This window comes from Mumia sp. (assembly GCF_028803055.1).
In the GTDB taxonomy this organism is placed as follows: domain Bacteria; phylum Actinomycetota; class Actinomycetes; order Propionibacteriales; family Nocardioidaceae; genus Mumia.
Genome location: NZ_JARBCJ010000005.1, coordinates 14,631 through 33,337, shown reverse-complemented (window position 1 = coordinate 33,337; position 18,707 = coordinate 14,631). Strand labels below are relative to the sequence as shown.

Genomic DNA, 18,707 nt, shown 5'->3' with positions numbered 1-18,707 from the left:
GTGCGACCGAGACCTCGCGATAACCTGAGGCCATGCCCACGCCCGCGGACCTCGTCGCGGCCGTCGACGCACTCGTGCCCGACCTGCTCGACGTCCGCCGTGACCTGCACGCCCATCCGGAGCTGTCCTGGCAGGAGCACCGCACCACCGACGTCGTGGCGGGCTGGCTGGACAAGTTCGGGATCGAGTCGACGCGACTGGACCCGACAGGGCTCGTCGCCGAGGTCGGTGACGCCGAGGGACCCGTCGTGGCGTTGCGCGCCGATCTCGACGCCCTGCCCATCACAGACAAGACCTCCGACCCGTGGCGCTCGTCCGTGCCCGGTGTGACGCACGCGTGCGGCCACGACGTCCACACCGCGGCCCTCATCGGGGCGGCCGGCGCCCTCGCGCGGCACGCGCACGACGGAGGGCTCCCTGTCCGGGTGCGGCTGGTGTTCCAGCCCGCCGAGGAGGTGATGCCCGGTGGTGCGCTGTCGATCCTCGCCGCGGGCGCGCTGTCGGGCGTCTCGCGGGCGTTCGCGCTGCACTGCGACCCCTCTCTCGACGTCGGGCTCGTGGGGCTGCGAGAGGGCTCCATCACCGGTGCCGCCGACCGGGTGCGGGTCCAGCTCAGCGGCCGTGGGGGACACACGTCGCGTCCTCACCTCACCCAGGACCTCACCTTCGCCCTGGCGACGCTCTGCACCCAGCTGCCCGCGGCGCTCTCGCGACGGCTCGACCCGCGCGCCGGGGCCAGTCTCGTGTGGGGCAGCATCAACGCGGGCAGCGCTCCCAACGTCATCCCCGCGACCGGCGAGGCCTCCGGGACGCTGCGCATGCTCGACGCCACCGCCTGGCACGAGGCGGAGCACCTCGTGCGGGCGCTCGTCCGCGAGATCGTCTCTCCGTACGGCGTGGATGCCGAGGTCACCTACACCCAGGGCGTCCCGCCGGTCGTCAACGACGTGGAGTCGACCGAGATCCTGCGCGACGCGGTCGCCGTCGCCCTCGGCCCGACCGCCGTGACGACGACCAGCCAGAGCCTCGGAGGCGAGGATTTCGCCTGGTTCGTCGAGTCGGTCCCTGGATCGATGGGACGGCTCGGGACCCGCACACCTGGCGGACCGACGTACGACCTCCACCAGGGCAACCTGCGCATCGACGAGCGGGCCGTGGCGATCGGCGCGAAGGTCCTCGCCATGTCGGCGCTGGCGAGCGCGACGGTCTGACCACCCCGCGCGGACCGGTGTGGCGCCGATAACAAGTGCGCATCTACCTGGGGGTCTGTGGTTCGTGCCGCAGACGTCGGGGTTATGGTTCGAAAATCCTCCGGGCCTGGCCCGGGCACGAACAAATTTCCTGACTGAGGAGTCCCCTTGCGTCGAATGGGCAAGATCACCGCGCTGGCCGCGGTGGCTGCGCTGGCTCTCGCCGGCTGCGGCAGCGACGATGACAGCGATGACGACAACGCGAAGTCGGGCGGCAACGCGCTCGACTGCGCGGCCGCCAAGGGGGACGGCCCCAACGTCGGCATCGCCTACGACGTGGGCGGTCAGGGCGACAAGTCCTTCAACGACGCCGCCGCCGTCGGCGTCAAGAAGGCCGTCGACGAGCTCGACGCCACCTGCACCGAGGCCGAGGCCCAGGACGGCGAGGCCGAGTCCGCTCGTGAGGACCGTCTCCGCCAGCTCGCCGACGGAGGCCACAACCCGATCCTCGCGGTCGGCTTCCTCTACAGCGAGTCGGTCAACAAGGTCGCTCCGGACTACCCGGAGGTCAACTTCGACGTCGTCGACGGCTTCGATCCCGACGACCAGCCCAACGAGAACGTCGCCTACCTCGGGTTCGCCGAGGAGCAGGGCTCGTTCCTCGTCGGCGCTGCCGCGGCACTCAAGTCCAAGACCGGAACCGTCGGCTTCGTCGGCGGCGTGAACTCCGACCTCATCAACAAGTTCGAGGCCGGATACGTCGCAGGCGCCAAGCAGGCCAAGCCGGACATCAAGGTCCAGGTGAAGTACATCGAGGAGTCCGACGCGAGCGGCTTCAACGATCCCGCCGGGGGCAAGGCCGCCGCAACCGGGATGTTCGACCAGGGCGCCGACGTGGTCTACCACGCCGCCGGCGGCTCGGGTGCCGGTGTCTTCCAGGCCGCTGTCGAGGCCGGTGACGGCATGTGGGCCATCGGCGTCGACTCCGACCAGTGGCTGACCGCCTCGAAGTCCGAGAAGCCGCACATCCTGACCTCGATGCTCAAGCGCGTCGACGTCGCCAGCTTCGACGCGATCAAGGCAGTCGACGAGGGCAAGCCGCTCGTCGGCTACAAGGTCTACGATCTCAAGTCCGACGGCGTCGGCTACGCCACCTCCGGTGGGTACGTCGACGACATCGAGGGTGAGCTCAACGGCTACGCGGACGAGATCAAGAGCGGCAAGATCAAGGTTTCGGCAGCGCCGTGATCGCCAGGTAGGGCCTCGAGTCCTATCGTGACGGTCGTGGCAGCGGACCCGGGGTGGCGTCCAGTCACCCCGGGTCCGAGCCCGTTCAGCTGGAGTTCAGAAGGAGCACGATGACGACCTCCGCGGTGGAGCTCCAGGGAATCGAGAAGCGCTTCCCCGGCGTAGTCGCGAACCACGACGTCAACATGCGGATCGCGCCGAGCACGGTCCACGCCGTCATCGGCGAGAACGGCGCGGGCAAGTCGACGTTGATGAAGATCCTGTACGGGGTGCAGAAGCCGGACGCGGGGACCATCCAGGTCGACGGTGAGGTCGTCTCGTTCTCGAGCCCGTCCGATGCGATCGCGCACGGGATCGGGATGGTCTTCCAGCACTTCATGCTGGCCGACAACCTGACGGTCCTCGAGAACGTCGTCCTCGGGGCCGAGAAGCTCCATGGCACCGGCGCGAAGGCTCGTGCCGAGGTCCGAGCGATCTCCGAGCGATTCGGGTTCCACCTGGACCCCGACGTGCTCGTCGAGTCGCTGGGCGTCGCCTCCCGGCAGCGGCTCGAGATCCTGAAGGTGCTGTACCGCGGCGCCAAGATCATCATCCTCGACGAGCCGACCGCCGTGCTCGTCCCGCAGGAGGTCGAGGCGCTCTTCGCGAACCTCGAAGGACTGAAGGCCGAGGGTCACACCATCCTGTTCATCTCCCACAAGCTCGACGAGGTCCTGTCGATCGCCGACGCGATCACGGTCCTGCGTCGCGGGACCACCGTCGGCCACCCCGACCCGTCGAGCGCCACCAAGCGGCAGCTGGCCGAGCTCATGGTCGGGTCCGAGCTGCCGTCGCCCGCGACCGAGGAGTCGACCGTCACCGAGACCGTCCAGCTGTCGGTCGAGGACCTCACGATGGTCGACGAGTTCGGCCGTACGGTCCTCGAGGGGATCAACCTGCAGATCCACCGCGGCGAGGTGCTGGGCATCGCCGGCGTGGAGGGCAACGGGCAGAACGAGCTCGTCGAGGGCATCCTCGCCATGCGGCCCGCCACCGGCCGGGTGCGCCTCGGGGACGAGGACATGTCCCGCTGGGGGACACGACGCCGGCGCGCAGCAGGTGTGGGCTACATCCCGGAGGACCGGCACCGGCACGGACTCCTCCTCGACTCCCCGCTCTGGGAGAACCGCGTCCTCGGGCACACCTACGAGGACGTCGCCGTCAAGGGCGGCTGGATCAACCGCGGTGGATCGCGGCGGGACGCGGAGCGGATCGTCGAGCAGTACGACGTCCGGACCCCCGGCATCGACACGATGGCCCGCGCGCTGTCCGGCGGCAACCAGCAGAAGTTCATCGTCGGGCGCGAGCTCTCCGGTGAGCCGAGCCTGCTCATCGCCTCCCACCCCACCCGAGGCGTCGACGTCGGTGCCCAGGCAGCGATCTGGGACCAGATCAAGGACGCCCGCCGGGCGGGCCTCGCGGTCCTCCTGATCTCTGCCGACCTCGACGAGCTCATCGGCCTCTCCGACCGGATCGAGGTCATCCTGCGGGGTCGTCTCGTCGGCACCTTCGACCCGCGTACGGTCACCCCGCAGGACCTCGGTGAGGCCATGACGGGCGGACAGGAGGAAGAATGAACCGCCTGCGCAACATCGCCGTGGCCGTGGCCGCGCCCCTCCTCGCGATCGCGTTCTCGCTCGCGGTCACGAGCCTGGTCATCGAGATCTCCGGCGGCTCTGCCGCTGACTTCATCGGGATCATCTTCTCCTGGCCGGCCGACCGGATCCTGGTCAACATCGCCAACCAGACGTCGTTGATCTATCTCTCCGCGCTCGCCGCCGCCGTCGGCTTCCGGATGAACCTCTTCAACATCGGTGTCGAGGGCCAGTACCGCATGGCCGCGTACGCCGGTGCGCTGTTCGCGGGGGCTGCGCTCCTGCCCGGTGCTCTCAACGTGATCGGGGCGCTGCTGGTGGCCGTGGCGGCCGGCGCCGCCTGGGCCGGGATCGCAGGCCTGCTGCGCGTGACGCGCGGCGTCAGCGAGGTCATCTCGACGATCATGCTGAACGCCATCGCGGTGACGATCACCGGCTACCTGATCAACACCTACGGCGTCAAGGCCGGTGACTCCCGCCGTACCGAGGTGATCCCCGAGTCCAGCCAGGTGCCGGGCTGGCAGCCCTTCGAGAAGGCCGCCGGGGAGGTCTGGACCCTCGGCCTGCTCGCCGTCCTCGCGGGAGTCGCCTTCTGGCTCGTGCTCAACAAGACACGGTTCGGCTTCGACCTGCGAGCCACCGGGCAGTCGGAGTCCGCCGCGGTCGCGAGCGGTGTGAACACCAAGAAGATGACGATCCTGACGATGCTCATCTCCGGTGGCATCGCCGGTCTCATCTGGATGCCGTCGCTGTTCGGCAGCGCCCACTACTACGGCACCACCTTCCAGGTCGGCCTCGGCTTCACGGGTATCGCGGTGGCGCTCCTCGGACGCAACCGAGCGCTGCCGATCGCCTTCGCCGCCCTGCTGTTCGCCTATCTCAACGAGCAGTCGAACCGCCTCACGATCGAGGCCGGCATCTCGGTCGAGGTCATCCAGATCACCCAGGGCATCATCGTGCTCGCCGTGGTCATCGCCTACGAGCTGGTGCGTCGATATCGCGTCCGGTCCGAGGAGCAGAGGGTCGCCCAGACCCGCCAGGACACGACCACCGAGGAGGTCCCGGCATGAGCACCGTGGTCACGACGACGACGCCGCCGCCTCCTCCCGCACCGTCGGCCTCGGTCGGACGGTCGTACCGCTGGCTGATCGTCACCTTCGGCTTCCTGGCGATCGTGTCGTCGGTGCGGCTGATCAGCGGCGCCCACGAGATCGACTCCGTGGGCACCATCCAGGCCGCTCTGATCGCGACCTGCCCGATCCTGCTCGCCGCGCTCGGCGGCGTCTGGGCCGAGCGCGCCGGCATCGTCAACATCGGGCTCGAGGGACAGATGATCCTCGGGACCTGGGGTGCGGCCTACTTCACCTACTTCTACGGTCCGTGGGGCGGCCTCCTCGGTGCCGCGCTCATGGGCGCCCTCGGCGGCCTCCTTCACGCCGTCGCCACGGTGACGTTCGGGGTCGACCACATCGTCTCCGGTGTCGCGCTCAACATCATCGGCGCCGGAGCCGTCGCGTTCCTCGCCGAGGCCTACTTCCGGGACCTCGACGGCGGCGGCATCAAGCAGCTCACCGGTCTCGAGACGCCACCCAAGGTGGAGATCCCCTGGCTGGGCGACGCCGCGGCCGAGCTCGCCGGCAAGCACTGGTTCGTGATCTCCGACCTCGCGGCGGTGGTCGCAGCGCTCACCCGCAACATGTCGATCATGGTCTACCTGGTGGCGGCACTCGTGCTGTTCACGGCATGGATCCTGTGGCGCACGACCTTCGGACTCCGGCTGCGCTCGTGCGGAGAGAACCCGCAGGCTGCGGAGACCCTCGGGGTCAACGTCTACCTCTTCAAGTACGTCGCGGTCGTCATCTCCGGTGTCTTCGCCGGTCTCGGTGGCTACATGCTCGTGCTCGTGGCCTCCAGCGGCTTCGTCACCGGGCAGACCGGTGGCCGTGGCTACATCGGGCTCGCGGCCATGATCTTCGGCAACTGGCGACCGTTCGGCGCCGCGGGCGCCGCGACGATGTTCGGCTACACCGACGCGATGCAGCTGCGCAACGCCGACGCCGTGCACGCGCTGCTGCTCCTGGTCGCGGTGCTGCTCCTGGTCTTCACCGTCCTGCGCCTGCGGCAGGGCGACCGCAAGAACGCGATCCTCTTCGCCGCCGTGGGTGTCGGCTTCCTGGCCTGGTTCCTGCTGAGCGACGAGGTGCCGCGCGAGTTCGCCGGCATGACGCCGTACGTCGCGACGCTGCTGGTGCTCGCGCTCGGGACGCAACGGCTGCGGATGCCCGCGGCCGACGGGAAGCCGTACCGGAAGGGGCAGGCAGGATGACGGACGCAACACCCACGGTGACCGTCGACTGGCCCGCCCTGCGCGAGGCGGCTGTCGCGGTGATGGAGCGCGCGTACGCTCCGTACTCGCGCTACCGCGTGGGTGCGGCGGGCCTGGTCGACGACGGCCGTGTCGTGGTCGGCTGCAACGTCGAGAACGCGGCGTACGGGGTCGCGCTCTGCGCCGAGTGCGGGATGGTCTCGGCGCTGCACTCCACCGGAGGTGGTCGCCTGGTCGCCGTGGTGTGCGTCGACGGCCACGGCGACCCGGTGATGCCGTGCGGTCGGTGCCGTCAGCTGCTCTGGGAGAGCGGTGGGCCCCAGATGCTCCTGGACGGGCCGCGTGGCGTCGTGCCGATGACCGAGGTCCTCCCGGACGCCTTCGACGACGGCGACCTCGCGACGGGCCGCTGAGCGCCGCGGGCGATGATGGAGGCGTGAAGACCGACGTCGACCTCAGCGATCCCGCGTTCGTCGCGGATCCGTACCCGGTGCTCGCCGAGCTGCGTGCCGCAGGCCCGCTGCTGTGGCACGAGCCGTCCCGGCGCTGGCTCGCCACCACCCACGACGCGGTCAGCCAGACGCTGCGCAACCGACGGCTCGGCCGCCTCTGGCGGGACTGGGAGCCGGTCGACGACATGGAGCCGTTCAACGCTCTGCACCGCAACCAGATGATGGAGAACGAGCCGCCCGCACACACGCGGCTGCGGCGGCTCGTCGCCGGTGCCTTCGGGCGCGGCCACGTCGAACGGATGCGGCCACGCGTCGAGGCGCTGACCGCAGGGCTGCTCGACGGGCTCTCGGGCACGGCCGACATCCTCGGCGACTACGCCGAGCCGCTGCCGGTCTACGTGATCTGCGACCTGCTCGGTGTGCCGGGCGCCGACCACGCGCAGCTGCGCGCGTGGTCGCAGGCCATCGTGCACATGTACGAGCAGGGCGTCGACGACACGACCAAGCGGGAGGCCATCGAGGCGAGCGTGGCCTTCAGCGCGTACGTCGCCGAGCTGGTGGACGAGCGCAAGGCGCAGATGGCGCAGGGCATCCGCGGGGAGGACCTTCTCACCGACCTCATCGCCGAGCGAGACACCGCCTCGGGCGGCGCGGCCCGCCTCAGCGAGGACGAGCTGGTCGCCACCGTGGTGCTGCTGCTCAACGCCGGTCACGAGGCCTCGGTCAACGTCTTCGGCAACGGAGTCCATGCGCTCCTGTCGCACCCCGAGCAGCGTGACCGCGTGCTCTCCGGGGAGGTGTCGGTGACCACGGCGCTCGAGGAGATGATCCGTTACGACGCGGCGCTGCAGATGTTCGAGCGGACGGCGACCGAGGACGTCGACGTCGCCGGCACCCTGGTCCGCGAGGGCGACACGGTCGCCTGTCTCATGGGATCGGCCAACCGTGACGCCGCCGTCTTCACCGACCCCGAGGCGTTCGACGTCGCCCGCGATCCGAACCCGCACGTCGGCTTCGGGATGGGACTGCACTTCTGCCTCGGTGCACCGCTGGCCAGGATGGAGCTCGAGATCTCGATCTCGCGCCTCCTCCAGCGGTTCCCCCGGCTGGAGCTGACCGGGGTCGCCCCGCGTCGGCCCACCTGGGTGCTGCGAGGCTTCGAGTCCGTACAGATCAACCTCGGGGAGGCAGCATGACGATGTCAGGGCACGACGCGGTCGAGGTGATCGCGGCGAAGCGGGACGGCCACGTGCTGACCGGATCTCAGATCGACTGGGTCGTCGACGGCTTCACCAGCGGTGAGGTCGCCGACGTGCAGATGGCCTCGCTGGCGATGGCGATCGTGCTCAACGGCATGGAGTTCACCGAGATCGCCCGGTGGACCGACGCGATGATCCGCAGCGGTGAGCGGATGGACTTCTCCGGTCTCTCGTGGCCGACCGCGGACAAGCACTCGACCGGGGGAGTGGGCGACAAGATCACGCTCCCGCTCGCCCCGCTCGTCGCGGCCTGCGGCGTCGCGGTCCCGCAGCTGTCGGGCCGTGGACTGGGCCACACCGGTGGCACCCTCGACAAGCTCGAGTCCATCCCGGGCTGGCGCGCCGAGATCTCCAACGAGGAGATGATGGCCCAGCTCGAGGACGTGGGCGCCGTGATCTGCGCGGCGGGCAAGGGGTTGGCGCCGGCCGACAAGAAGCTCTATGCGCTGCGCGACGTCACCGGCACCGTCGAGTCGATCCCGCTGATCGCGAGCTCGATCATGAGCAAGAAGATCGCCGAGGGGACGGGCTCGCTGGTCCTGGACGTGAAGGTCGGGTCCGGCGCGTTCATGAAGGACCTCGACGCCGCACGCGAGCTCGCCCGCACGATGGTCGCGCTCGGCAAGGACGCAGGCGTCGACACCCGCGCCCTGGTCACCGACATGTCGACACCTCTCGGGCTGACCGCGGGCAACGCGATGGAGGTGCGCGAGTCGGTCGAGGTGCTCGCGGGCGGTGGTCCCGCGGACGTCGTGGAGCTCACGGTCGCCCTGGCGCGGGAGATGCTCTCGGCCGCCGGCCGAGAAGACGTCGACCCGGCCGACGTGCTGGCGTCCGGTCGCGCGATGGACGTCTGGCGCCGGATGATCACGGCCCAGGGTGGGGACCCCGATGCCGAGCTGCCTCGTGCCCGCGACATCCAGGTGGTCGCTGCCGAGCGTGACGGCTTCGTCACCCGGCTGGACGCGATGGCCGTCGGGCTCGCCGCCTGGCGCCTGGGCGCAGGCCGCTCGCGGCCCGGGGAGTCGGTGCAGGCGGCGGCCGGTGTCGAGCTGCACGTGCGGCCCGGTGACGCCGTGCGCGAGGGGGAGCCGATCATGACGCTGCACACGGACACGCCGGAGCGGTTCCCCCGCGCCCTCGCCGCGCTCGAGGGTGGCTACGACATCGGCGACGCGGCGCCCTCCGTGGCCGGCTCCCCGGTCCTGGAGCGCATCGTCTGACGGCGGCGAACTAGGCTGACCCGATGGTCAGTCCCGAGCAGATCGCACGCGTCCCGAAGGTCCTCCTGCACGACCACCTCGACGGCGGTGTGCGTCCGTCGACCGTCGCCGACATCGCGGACCGCACAGGGCACGAGCTGCCGGTCGACGATCACGCCGCGCTCGGGCAGTGGTTCGCCGACGCCGCGAACTCGGGCAGTCTCGTGCGCTACCTCGAGACGTTCGAGCACACGGTCGGTGTCATGCAGACCACCGAGGACCTCGTGCGTGTGGCGCGCGAGTGCGCCGAGGACCTCGCCGACGACGGCGTCCTCTATGCCGAGGTGCGCTGGGCGCCCGAGCAGCACCTTCGTGAAGGGCTCTCGCTGACCGGCGCCGTCGACGCGGTACGCGAAGGCTTCGCCCAGGGGACGGCGGAGGCCGCACGTCGCGGCCGCACGATCCACGCGCGGCAGATCCTGACGGCCATGCGGCACCAGGCGCGGTCGTTGGAGATCGCCGAGCTGGCGGTCGCCTACCGCGATCGCGGTGTCGTCGGTTTCGACATCGCCGGAGCCGAGGCCGGCTATCCTCCGACCCGCCACCTCGACGCCTTCGAGTACATGCATCGCGAGAACGCCCACTTCACCATCCACGCGGGTGAGGCGTTCGGGCTGCCGTCGATCTGGCAGGCGATCCAGTGGTGCGGTGCCGACCGGCTCGGTCACGGCGTGCGCATCATCGACGACATCGACATCAGTGACCCAGAGCGTCCCCGACTGGGCCGGCTGGCGGCGTACGTCCGTGACAAGCGCATCCCGCTCGAGCTGTGCCCGTCGTCGAACGTGCAGACCGGGGCGGCCGCGTCGATCGCCGAGCACCCCATCGGCACGCTCGCTCGGCTCGGCTTCCGGGTGACGGTGAACACCGACAACCGCCTCATGAGCCAGACCTCGTTGTCACGCGAGATGGGCCTTCTCGTGGACGCCTTCGGCTACGACCTGGACGACCTCAGATGGTTCACGGTGAACGCGATGAAGAGCGCGTTCCTGCCGTTCGACGAGCGCCTCGCACTGATCCAAGATGCGATCAAGCCTGCTTATGGTATTTAGCAATTCGGACTCTGCTACCTTGTGCGCAGTCGTGTGTGAAACGTGCCACGAGTTAGGGAGATTCTATGGGCGGGCGTCATGCCGTTGCCAAGGAGTCCGATTCCGGCCACAAGTGGCAGTACGGCATCGGGCTCGTGGTCATCGCCACCATTTTGACCGGGGTGTTCGTCCTTCAGGAGGACGACAACCCCGCTGCTGCGTCGTGCTCCACGACGCGCGACGTCACCGTCGCGGCCGCGCCTGAGATCGCGCCGGTCGTCGAGGCGGCGACCAAGCGCGTCAGCGGCGACGCGTGCGCGAAGTTCACGGTCGAGCCACAGGCTCCCGCTCTCGTCGCGCAGACGTTGGCGATCGGCGAAGGCGCACCCGATCTCTGGATCCCGGACTCGTCGCTCTGGCTCGCCCGCGTCAGCGCGCAGCTCGTCGAGGGCGCGCAGGGGCCTCAGGAGATCGCCAAGTCGGTTGCCCTGTCACCGATCGTCCTGGCGCTGCCCAAGGACGGCCCCGGGCGTCCGGAGACGTGGCTCCAGGCGATGTCGGACCCGAAGTTTACGACCGGGGACGCGCTCGCCACGACCTCGGCGGCTGTCCCTCTGCTTGCGGCGCAGGCCGAGGCGGCCAAGGGGCTGATGAGTGCCGACCAGGTCAGCGCGACGATGGTCACCATCGCCCAGCGGCAGTCGGTCACCACACCCAAGACCAATCCGTCGGAGCTCCTCGCGGAGGTTGCGAAGGCCGGGGGCAGCACGGTCGTGAGCGAGCAGGCGTTTGCCGCGCAGGAGGCCAGCCCGTTCGTCGCGGTCGTCCCCCAGACGGGCAGTCTGCTACTCGACTACCCGATGGCGGCGACGTCGGACAACCCGGGCAACAAGGAGGTCGGCAAGGCGCTCGCCTCGGCGCTCGGTTCGGCCGACGGCGTCAAGGACCTCACCGCCGCCGGGTTCCGGACCCCGAAGGGCGAGCCCCTGCCCGAGGGCGTGGGCGTCGGCAAGTTCGCCCCCATCACGATCGACAACCCTCAGCTGGTCGCGCAGACGTTGCGCAAGTGGTCCGTCATCGCCCTGCCGGCGCAGATGCTCTCGGTGGTCGACGTGTCGGGCTCGATGGAGGCGCAGGCCGGTGACTCGAGCCGGATGGCGTTGACCGTCGAGGCGGCGCTGACCGGCCTGTCGCTGATGCCCGACTCCTGGTCGGTCGGCTCGTGGGCCTTCTCCCACCGGATCGACGGCACGCAGGACTGGAAGAAGCTCGCCGCGATCCGCAAGCTCGGCACCGTCACCGATGGCGTCAAGCACCGTGATCTCGGCGTCGACGCGACGCGATCGATGCCCTCGCTCGTCGGAGGCGGCACCGGCCTGTACGACACGACCCTCGCGGCGTGGCGCACGGTGCAGGCGCAGTACGACCCGAAGTCGATCAACTCGGTCGTGATCCTGACCGACGGAAAGAACGAGGACGCCAACAGCCTCTCGCTGTCGGAGCTGCTCGCCACGCTGCAGCGCGAGCGTGACCCCGCTCGCCCGGTGATCGTCATCACGATCGGCATCACGAAGGACGCGGACGCATCGGCGCTCGAGAAGATCGCGAAGGCCACGGGCGGCCAGTCCTACATCGCCCGTGAGCCGGACGAGATCGCGAACGTGTTCGTCAAGGCACTGGAAGCCCGCGGTTAGCTCCACCCGCATGCCGTCGCTCCGCCCGGGACATCGGGGCGGAGCGGCGGCGTCGAGGGACGCCGCCGGCAGCCGTTCACGAGTCAAGGAGCAGACATGGGCGGGCGACACGCCGGGGACAAGGACCTGGGGGCTCGCGGGGGCCTGAAGTACGCGGTCGGTGCCGTGGCGCTCGTGGTCGCGGTCGCGGTGGTCGGCGTTCTGGTGGCTCGCCACGACGACCCTTCCGCATCAGCAGGGTGCGGCTCGGACGTGGTGGTCCGGGTCGCCGTCGCCCCGGAGGCGGAGGATCTCGTCGCCGCGGCAGCACGACGTGTGGATCGCGGCTCGTGCCTCACCTATGACGTGGTGGGAGAGCCCCCGGCGCTCACCGCGCAGTCGGTGGCGATCGGTGACGGCGCGCCGGAGCTGTGGGTCCCGGACTCGTCGGTGTGGGTGTCGCGGGTGTCGTCCCAGCTCGTCGAGGGCGTCGCTGCGCCGAAGACGGTCGTGCGTTCGATCGCCAGCACCCCTGTGGTCCTGGCGTGGCCGAAGTCAGACGGACCCCACCCCTCGTCCTGGCTCTCGGTGCTCACCAGCGCGACGTTCACCGCGGGCGACCCGCTCGCCACTGCCACCGCCGCGGGGCCGCTCCTCGCTGCCTACGCGGAAGCTGCCCGCGGAGTCTCGCCCACGACGTTCAACACCGTGAGTGCCGCTCAGGTGAGGCTCGCGCAGCGCCAGTCCGGCAACCCGCCTCCGACCGATCCCGCGGCGCTGCTCGCGGCGGTCGCGAAGTCGGGCGGCAGCACGGTCGTCAGCGAGCAGGCGTTCAACGCCTGGTCCGAGTCGTCTGCCGCGTTCGACCCGGTGCTGCCGACCTCGGCCAGCCTCGCGCTCGGCTATCCGCTGGTGGCGGTCTCCGGTGACTCCGAGCACGACGAGGCGGCGGAGGCACTGGGTGATGCGCTGATGTCGAAGCCTTCACAGGCCGCGTTCACGAAGGCCGGGTTCCGCTCTCCTCTGGGTGAACCCTTGGAGTCGGGACGGAGCGTCGGTGACTTCGAGGCGATGTCCCTCTCGGACGACGCGATCGTCGCCGACACCATCAAGCGGTGGTCGCTCATCGCGATGCCGGCCCGGGCGCTCGCGGTGATCGACGTGTCCAAGCAGATGAAGGCGCGTGCTGGCGGGTCGACCAAGATGGCGCTGACCGCGCAGGCCGCACTCAAGGGCCTTGGCCTGATGCCGGACTCGTGGGCGCTCGGTACGTGGGTGTTCTCCGAGAAGCTCGACGGCAAGAAGGACTGGAAGGCGCTCGCATCGATGCAGCGCCTGGACGCGAAGGACGGGGCGGGCACCCAGCGCCAGAAGGTGACCCGTGTCATCCAGAGTCTGCCCAAGCGGGTCGGTGGGCGCACCGGGCTCTATGACGTGACGCTCGCGGCCTACCGTGAGGTGCAGGCGTCCTACGATCCCAAGACGGTCAACTCGGTGATCATCCTGACCGGCGGGCGCAACGACGACCCCGGGAGCATCTCCCAGGGCGAGCTCGTGGCGGCGCTGCAGCGCGAGCGGGACCCAGCCCGTCCGGTCGTGGTGGTGGCGATCGGTATCACCCAGGACGCGGACGGCTTCGCCCTGCAGAAGATCGCCACGGCCAGCGGCGGGCAGGTCTACCTCGCGCGCGAGCCGGACGAGATCGTGGACGTCTTCATCAACGCCTTGCAGTCGCGCTACTGAGCCTTCGCGCTACTGAGCCGTCACCCTCGTCGCCGTCGTCACCGTCGTGTGGCGGCGGCGACGATGTCGATGTGGCGCTCGGCCCGGCGTGGCGTCATCGGGCGGCAGCCGTGGTCGACCGCCTCCGCGACGACGGTCGGTTCCTCCCGCATGAGGTGCCAGCCGCGTCGGAGGAGAACGGGGAGCGGCTTGCGCTTCTCGCGCAGGTCGCGCACGAGCCGGAGGACGAATGTGACGACGCGGTGGTGCCGCACGCAGATGGCGTCGGCGAGGAGCCCGCGCCGCGCGAGCTCGGCGACGACCGCCTGGGCGAACAGCCCTTCGGCCACCACCGTTGTGGCGTCACCGAGAGCGACCGTGTGCCTCCCCGTCTGCCGGCTGAGGGCGATGTCGTACACAGGGACCTCGACCTCGCCGGTCGTGCACAGGCGCTCGAGGGCGTCGCACGCGGCGGCGGCGTCCCACGATCGGGCGTCGTCCCAGTCGACGACCTCGGTGTCGCCGAACGTGATGGTCGGCAGCAGCGGGTCGTCGCCCTCGCGGTAGAAGTCGTCGAGCCGGACCACGGGCAGGCCGCTGCGTTCGGCCACGCGGGACTTGCCGGAGCCTGACGGCCCGGTGAGGACCACGACCCCGGGGGAGCGGTGAGCGGTCACACGCCGACGGGGTGCCAGACGGTCTTCGTCTCGAGGAAGGCCGTCATCCGGGAGAGCGACGGCTCTGCAGCCCAGTCCGGCCTGCTCGGGCGTACGACGCGCTTCAGGTTGACGGCGGCCTCCGCCTCGAGGTCGGTGGCGAGCGAGGCGTCGTCGACGCCGGTGAGGTCGAGCCCGTTGACGTCCAGATGACCGGCGAGCCACGGGGCGACGTCCGCTGCGTCCGCAGTGAGGATGTTGACGACCCCACCGGGCACGTCGGACGTGGCGAGGACCTCGGAGAGCGTCACCGCCGGGAGCGGGCGGGCGTACGACGTCACGACCACCGCGGTGTTGCCGGAGACGATGACGGGAGCCAGCACGCTGACGAGCCCGAGGAGGCTGTCGTCCTGCGGCGCGACCACGACGACCACGCCCGTCGGCTCGGGGGACGACAGGTTGAAGTAGGGGCCGGCCACCTGGTTGGCGTTGCCGGTGACCTGCGCGAGCTTGTCGGCCCACCCTGCGTACCAGACCCACCGGTCGACCGCGGCGTCGACGACCTTCGAGGCCTGCTGGGTGTTGAGGCCCTCGGCCGAGACGACGTCGGACATGAACTGGTCGTGGCGACCCTCGATCATCTCGGCCACCCGATAGAGGATCTGTCCGCGGTTGTAGGGGGTGCGGGCGCTCCAGCCGCCGAAGGCCTTCCGGGCCGCACCGACCGCGTCTCGGCCGTCCTTGCGCGACGCCTTGGCGGCGTTGGCGAGGAAGCGTCCCTCGGTGTCGAGGACCTCGTAGGTGTGCCCCGACTCCGACCGCGGGAACGACCCGCCGATGTAGAGCTTGTAGGTCTTGCGCACGTCGAGCCGGCTCATGCGGTCTCGCCCTCCTGCAGGTATGCGGCGAGGCCCTGGCGGCCACCCTCGCGGCCGTAGCCGGACTCCTTGTAGCCGCCGAAGGGCGACGCCGGGTCGAACTTGTTGAACGTGTTGGCCCACACCACGCCGGCTCGCAGCCGGTCGGCGATGGCCAGGATGCGCGAGCCCTTGTCGGTCCACACTCCGGCCGAGAGGCCGTACGGGGTGTTGTTGGCCTTCGCGACCGCCTCGTCGGGTGTCCTGAAGCTGAGGACCGACAGCACGGGGCCGAAGATCTCCTCGCGCGCGATCCGGTGCGCCTGCGTGACGCCGGTGAACACCGTCGGTGCGTACCAGAAGCCGGAGCTCGGCAGCTCGCACGGTGGCGACCAGCGCTCGGCACCCTCGGCGTCACCCGCGTCGGCGAGCTCGGTGATGCGCTCGAGCTGCTCGCGCGAGTTGATCGCCCCGATGTCGGTGTTCTTGTCGAGCGGGTCGCCCACGCGCAGGGTCGCCATCCGGCGCTTGAGCCGTTCCATCACCTCGTCGTAGACGTTCTCCTGGACGAGCAGCCGCGACCCGGCACAGCAGACGTGGCCCTGGTTGAAGAAGATGCCCGAGACGATGCCCTCGATCGCCTGGTCCATCGGCGCGTCCTCGAAGACGATGTTGGCGGCCTTGCCGCCGAGCTCGAGGGTGAGTCGCTTGTCCGTGCCCGCGACCGCGCGGGCGATCTGTCGACCCACGTCGGTGGAGCCGGTGAACGCGACCTTGTCGATGCCCGGGTGCGACACGAGCGTCTGACCGGTCGTTCCCGCGCCCGTCACGATGTTGACGACGCCCGGCGGGAGATCGGCCTGCTGGCAGATCTCGGCGAACAGCAGCGCGGTGAGGGGCGTCGTCTCGGCCGGCTTGAGGACGACGGTGTTGCCGGCGGCGAGGGCCGGCGCGATCTTCCAGCTGAGCATGAGCAGCGGGAAGTTCCACGGGATGACCTGTGCGGCGACGCCGAGCGGGCGCGGGTTGGCGCCGAGGCCGGCGTACGACAGCTTGTCGGCCCATCCCGCGTAGTAGAAGAACCACTGCGAGACCAGCGGGATGTCGACGTCGCGCGACTCGCGGATCGGCTTGCCGTTGTCGAGCGACTCGAGCACGGCCAGCTCTCGGCTCCGCTCGGCGAGGATGCGGGCGATCCGGTAGAGGTACTTCGCGCGCTCGCGGCCCGGCATCCGGGACCAGCCGGCGAACGCCCGCCGCGCGGCGTCCACGGCGAGGTCGACGTCGGCCTCGGTGGCCTCGGTGACCTCGGCGAGGACCTCTTCGGTGGCGGGGTTGACCGTCTTGAACGTACGGCCGTCGCTGCCCTCGGTGAACGCGCCGTCGATGAACAACCCGTACGAGGGCTGGAGGTCGACGACGGAGCGCGACTCGGGGGCGGGCGCGTAGTCGAGCCCGGTCGGGGGGACAACGGGGGGATCGGTGAACTCAGCCATCGGTGCCTCAGTCGATCGTCACGTAGTCGGGGCCGGAGTAGCGACCGGTCTTGAGCTTCTGTCGCTGCATCAGCAGGTCGTTCAGCAGGCTCGACGCGCCGAACCGGAACCAGGTCGGCGTCATCCAGTCGATCCCTGCGGTCTCGTTGACCGTCACGAGGTACTTGATCGCGTCTTTGGTGGTGCGGATCCCGCCGGCGGGCTTCACGCCCACCTGGCGGCCGAAGGCGTCGCGGTAGTCGCGGACCGCCTCGAGCATCAACAGGGTGACCGGCAGCGTGGCGGCCGGGGAGACCTTGCCCGTGCTCGTCTTGATGAAGTCGGCGCCGGCCAGCATCGCCAGCCACGACGCCTTGCGGACGTTGTCGTACGTCGCGAGCTCGCCGGTCTCCAGGATGACCTTGAGGTGGGCGTGGGTGCCGTCGGGGCGCTCGCACGCGGCGCGGATCGCGACGATCTCCTCGTAGACCTTCTGCAGGTCGCCGGCGAGGAAGGCGCCCCTGTCGATGACCATGTCGATCTCGCTCGCGCCGGCAGCGACGGCGTACTCGGTGTCGATCACCTTCACCTCCAGCGGTGCGCGGCCGGAGGGGAACGCGGTCGCGACGCTGGCCACGCCGACAGGGGCGTCGCCGAGGGCCTCGCGCGCTGTGCCGACGAGGTCGGGATAGACGCAGACGGCGGCGACACGGGGGCAGGTCGGGTCGGAGGGGTCCGGACGCAGCGCCTTGGCGGCGAGGGAGCGGACCTTGCCGGGGGTGTCGGAGCCCTCGAGGGTGGTCAGGTCGACCATCGAGATCGCGAGGTCGATCGCGGTGCGCTTGGCGTCCTTCTTGATCGATCGGGTCGCGAGCGCGGCGGCGCGTGCCTCCAGTCCGACCTGGTCGACGCCCGAGAGGTCGCCCAGCACGGTCCGGACGTCAGCGGCGTTGCCGAGGTCGGTCGGTGTCGTGGTCACCCCGACAGTCTAGGCGGGGGCCTTGGGGCGCCGTCCCCGCGCTGCGGGCATGCTGGGGTCATGACTGACGCACACGCACCCGTCCTGGTCGGTATCGACGGTTCCGACGACAGCATCCGAGCACTCCGCTGGGGCATGCGGTACGCGCGAGCGGTGGGAGCGCCGGTGCGCGCAGTCGGCGTCCTCACCGACGACCTGGCGGCCTCCGAGGCCGCCGACGAGGTCGAGGAGAGCCTTCTCGCCGAGGCTCGCGCCCTCCTCGACGGTGACGGCGTGCCGTCGTACGAGGTCGAGACCCGCACCGGCAAGCCGGCCGAGCAGCTCGTCCGCTGCGCCGAGGAGTCCTCGGTGGTCGTGATGGGCAGCCGGGGGCACAGCACGCTCTCGGACCTCGTCGTGGGGTCGGTCAGCCAGCACGTCGCCCGGCAGTCCCCGCGCCCGGTCATCGTCGTCCGTGAGCAGGCGCAGGCTCAGGCGACCCGCGTCGTGGTGGGCACCGACGGCTCGGACGGCAGCCGCCCCGCCCTCGAGTGGGCCTTCGCGTATGCCGAGGCCGCGGGCGTCGAGCTCGCGGTGGTCTACGGGTTCCAGACGTCGGCGTCGAGCCCGGCGATCCTGTCCGGCTTCATTCCCACCACCGTGGGGGACGAGATCGCCGTCGCGGAGGACATGCTGAAGGACGTGGTGGCGCCGTACGCGGCTCGTTTCCCCGGCGTCGCGGTGACGCGAGAGGCGATCACCGTCCCGGCCTCGGTCGCGCTCGCGGAGGCCTCGGAGACCGCGGCGCTGGTCGTCGTCGGGTCCCGTGGCCGCGGGGCCTTCGAGGGCATGCTCCTGGGCTCGGTGAGCCAGGGCCTGCTGCACCGTGCGCGCTGCAGCGTGGCCGTCGTGCGCTGAGGGGTAACGAACGAGGACCAGGGATCGTGGCCGCCACCGGCCGCGA

At 70.3% G+C, this 18,707-nt stretch carries 16 protein-coding genes; 12 read left to right on the top strand and 4 right to left on the bottom strand.

The genetic code is table 11. The annotated features are described in order from the left end of the window. The first annotated feature begins 32 nt into the window (after positions 1-32). The 11 genes from PV363_RS01210 (at position 33) to PV363_RS01160 (ending at position 13,818) form a co-directional block, all read left to right on the top strand. Positions 33-1,211, top strand: coding sequence for an amidohydrolase (locus PV363_RS01210; protein WP_220341944.1), 1,179 nt, complete (start codon positions 33-35; stop codon positions 1,209-1,211). 156 nt (positions 1,212-1,367) lie between these two features. Further along, positions 1,368-2,438 (top strand): BMP family ABC transporter substrate-binding protein, encoded by a 1,071-nt coding sequence (locus PV363_RS01205; RefSeq protein WP_220341943.1) that lies wholly within the window; start codon positions 1,368-1,370, stop codon positions 2,436-2,438. Between the two features lie 110 nt (positions 2,439-2,548). Beyond that, positions 2,549-4,054 carry an ABC transporter ATP-binding protein gene (locus PV363_RS01200; protein WP_220341942.1) on the top strand — a complete coding sequence of 502 codons (1,506 nt, stop codon included), beginning with the start codon at positions 2,549-2,551 and terminating at the stop codon, positions 4,052-4,054. Continuing rightward, positions 4,051-5,142, top strand: coding sequence for an ABC transporter permease (locus PV363_RS01195; RefSeq protein ID WP_301021517.1), 1,092 nt, complete (start codon positions 4,051-4,053; stop codon positions 5,140-5,142). The genes PV363_RS01200 and PV363_RS01195 overlap by 4 nt, the downstream gene beginning before the upstream one ends. After that, positions 5,139-6,398 (top strand): ABC transporter permease, encoded by a 1,260-nt coding sequence (locus PV363_RS01190; protein ID WP_220341940.1) that lies wholly within the window; start codon positions 5,139-5,141, stop codon positions 6,396-6,398. Before PV363_RS01195 ends, PV363_RS01190 begins: the two co-directional genes overlap by 4 nt. Positions 6,399-6,415: 17 nt before the next feature. Next, positions 6,416-6,811 (top strand): cytidine deaminase, encoded by a 396-nt coding sequence (locus PV363_RS01185; protein ID WP_220342527.1) that lies wholly within the window; start codon positions 6,416-6,418, stop codon positions 6,809-6,811. 23 nt (positions 6,812-6,834) lie between these two features. Then, positions 6,835-8,046 (top strand): cytochrome P450, encoded by a 1,212-nt coding sequence (locus PV363_RS01180; RefSeq protein ID WP_301021516.1) that lies wholly within the window; start codon positions 6,835-6,837, stop codon positions 8,044-8,046. Beyond that, on the top strand, positions 8,043-9,332 hold the full coding sequence (locus PV363_RS01175; RefSeq protein ID WP_301021515.1) for a thymidine phosphorylase: 1,290 nt from the start codon (positions 8,043-8,045) through the stop codon (positions 9,330-9,332). The genes PV363_RS01180 and PV363_RS01175 overlap by 4 nt, the downstream gene beginning before the upstream one ends. A 23-nt stretch (positions 9,333-9,355) precedes the next feature. Further along, on the top strand, positions 9,356-10,423 hold the full coding sequence (locus PV363_RS01170; protein ID WP_220341937.1) for an adenosine deaminase: 1,068 nt from the start codon (positions 9,356-9,358) through the stop codon (positions 10,421-10,423). A 65-nt stretch (positions 10,424-10,488) separates the two neighbouring features. Continuing rightward, positions 10,489-12,096: a substrate-binding and VWA domain-containing protein gene (locus PV363_RS01165; RefSeq protein WP_301021514.1), complete on the top strand. Its 1,608-nt coding sequence runs from the start codon at positions 10,489-10,491 to the stop codon at positions 12,094-12,096. A gap of 96 nt (positions 12,097-12,192) precedes the next feature. Continuing rightward, on the top strand, positions 12,193-13,818 hold the full coding sequence (locus PV363_RS01160; protein ID WP_220345268.1) for a substrate-binding domain-containing protein: 1,626 nt from the start codon (positions 12,193-12,195) through the stop codon (positions 13,816-13,818). 38 nt (positions 13,819-13,856) lie between these two features. Here PV363_RS01160 and PV363_RS01155 read toward each other — a convergent pair whose 3' ends face one another. The 4 genes from PV363_RS01155 to deoC are packed head-to-tail and all read right to left on the bottom strand — an operon-like array spanning position 13,857 to position 17,764. After that, a complete protein-coding gene (locus PV363_RS01155) occupies positions 13,857-14,474 on the bottom strand; it encodes an ATP-binding protein (RefSeq protein WP_301021513.1) in 618 nt (205 codons plus the stop codon). Continuing rightward, positions 14,471-15,331: an aldehyde dehydrogenase family protein gene (locus PV363_RS01150; RefSeq protein ID WP_220341934.1), complete on the bottom strand. Its 861-nt coding sequence runs from the start codon at positions 15,329-15,331 to the stop codon at positions 14,471-14,473. Before PV363_RS01150 ends, PV363_RS01155 begins: the two co-directional genes overlap by 4 nt. Further along, entirely contained in the window at positions 15,328-16,806 is a 1,479-nt protein-coding gene (locus PV363_RS01145; protein ID WP_301021512.1) for an aldehyde dehydrogenase family protein, read from the bottom strand. The genes PV363_RS01150 and PV363_RS01145 overlap by 4 nt, the downstream gene beginning before the upstream one ends. Before the next feature lie 7 nt (positions 16,807-16,813). Beyond that, positions 16,814-17,764, bottom strand: a complete 951-nt coding sequence (gene deoC, locus PV363_RS01140) for a deoxyribose-phosphate aldolase (RefSeq protein WP_220341932.1) — start codon at positions 17,762-17,764, stop codon at positions 16,814-16,816. A 60-nt stretch (positions 17,765-17,824) separates the two neighbouring features. On the opposite strand from deoC, the gene PV363_RS01135 reads away from it, so the two are divergent. Continuing rightward, positions 17,825-18,661, top strand: coding sequence for a universal stress protein (locus PV363_RS01135; RefSeq protein WP_220341931.1), 837 nt, complete (start codon positions 17,825-17,827; stop codon positions 18,659-18,661). Positions 18,662-18,707 lie beyond the last annotated feature (46 nt).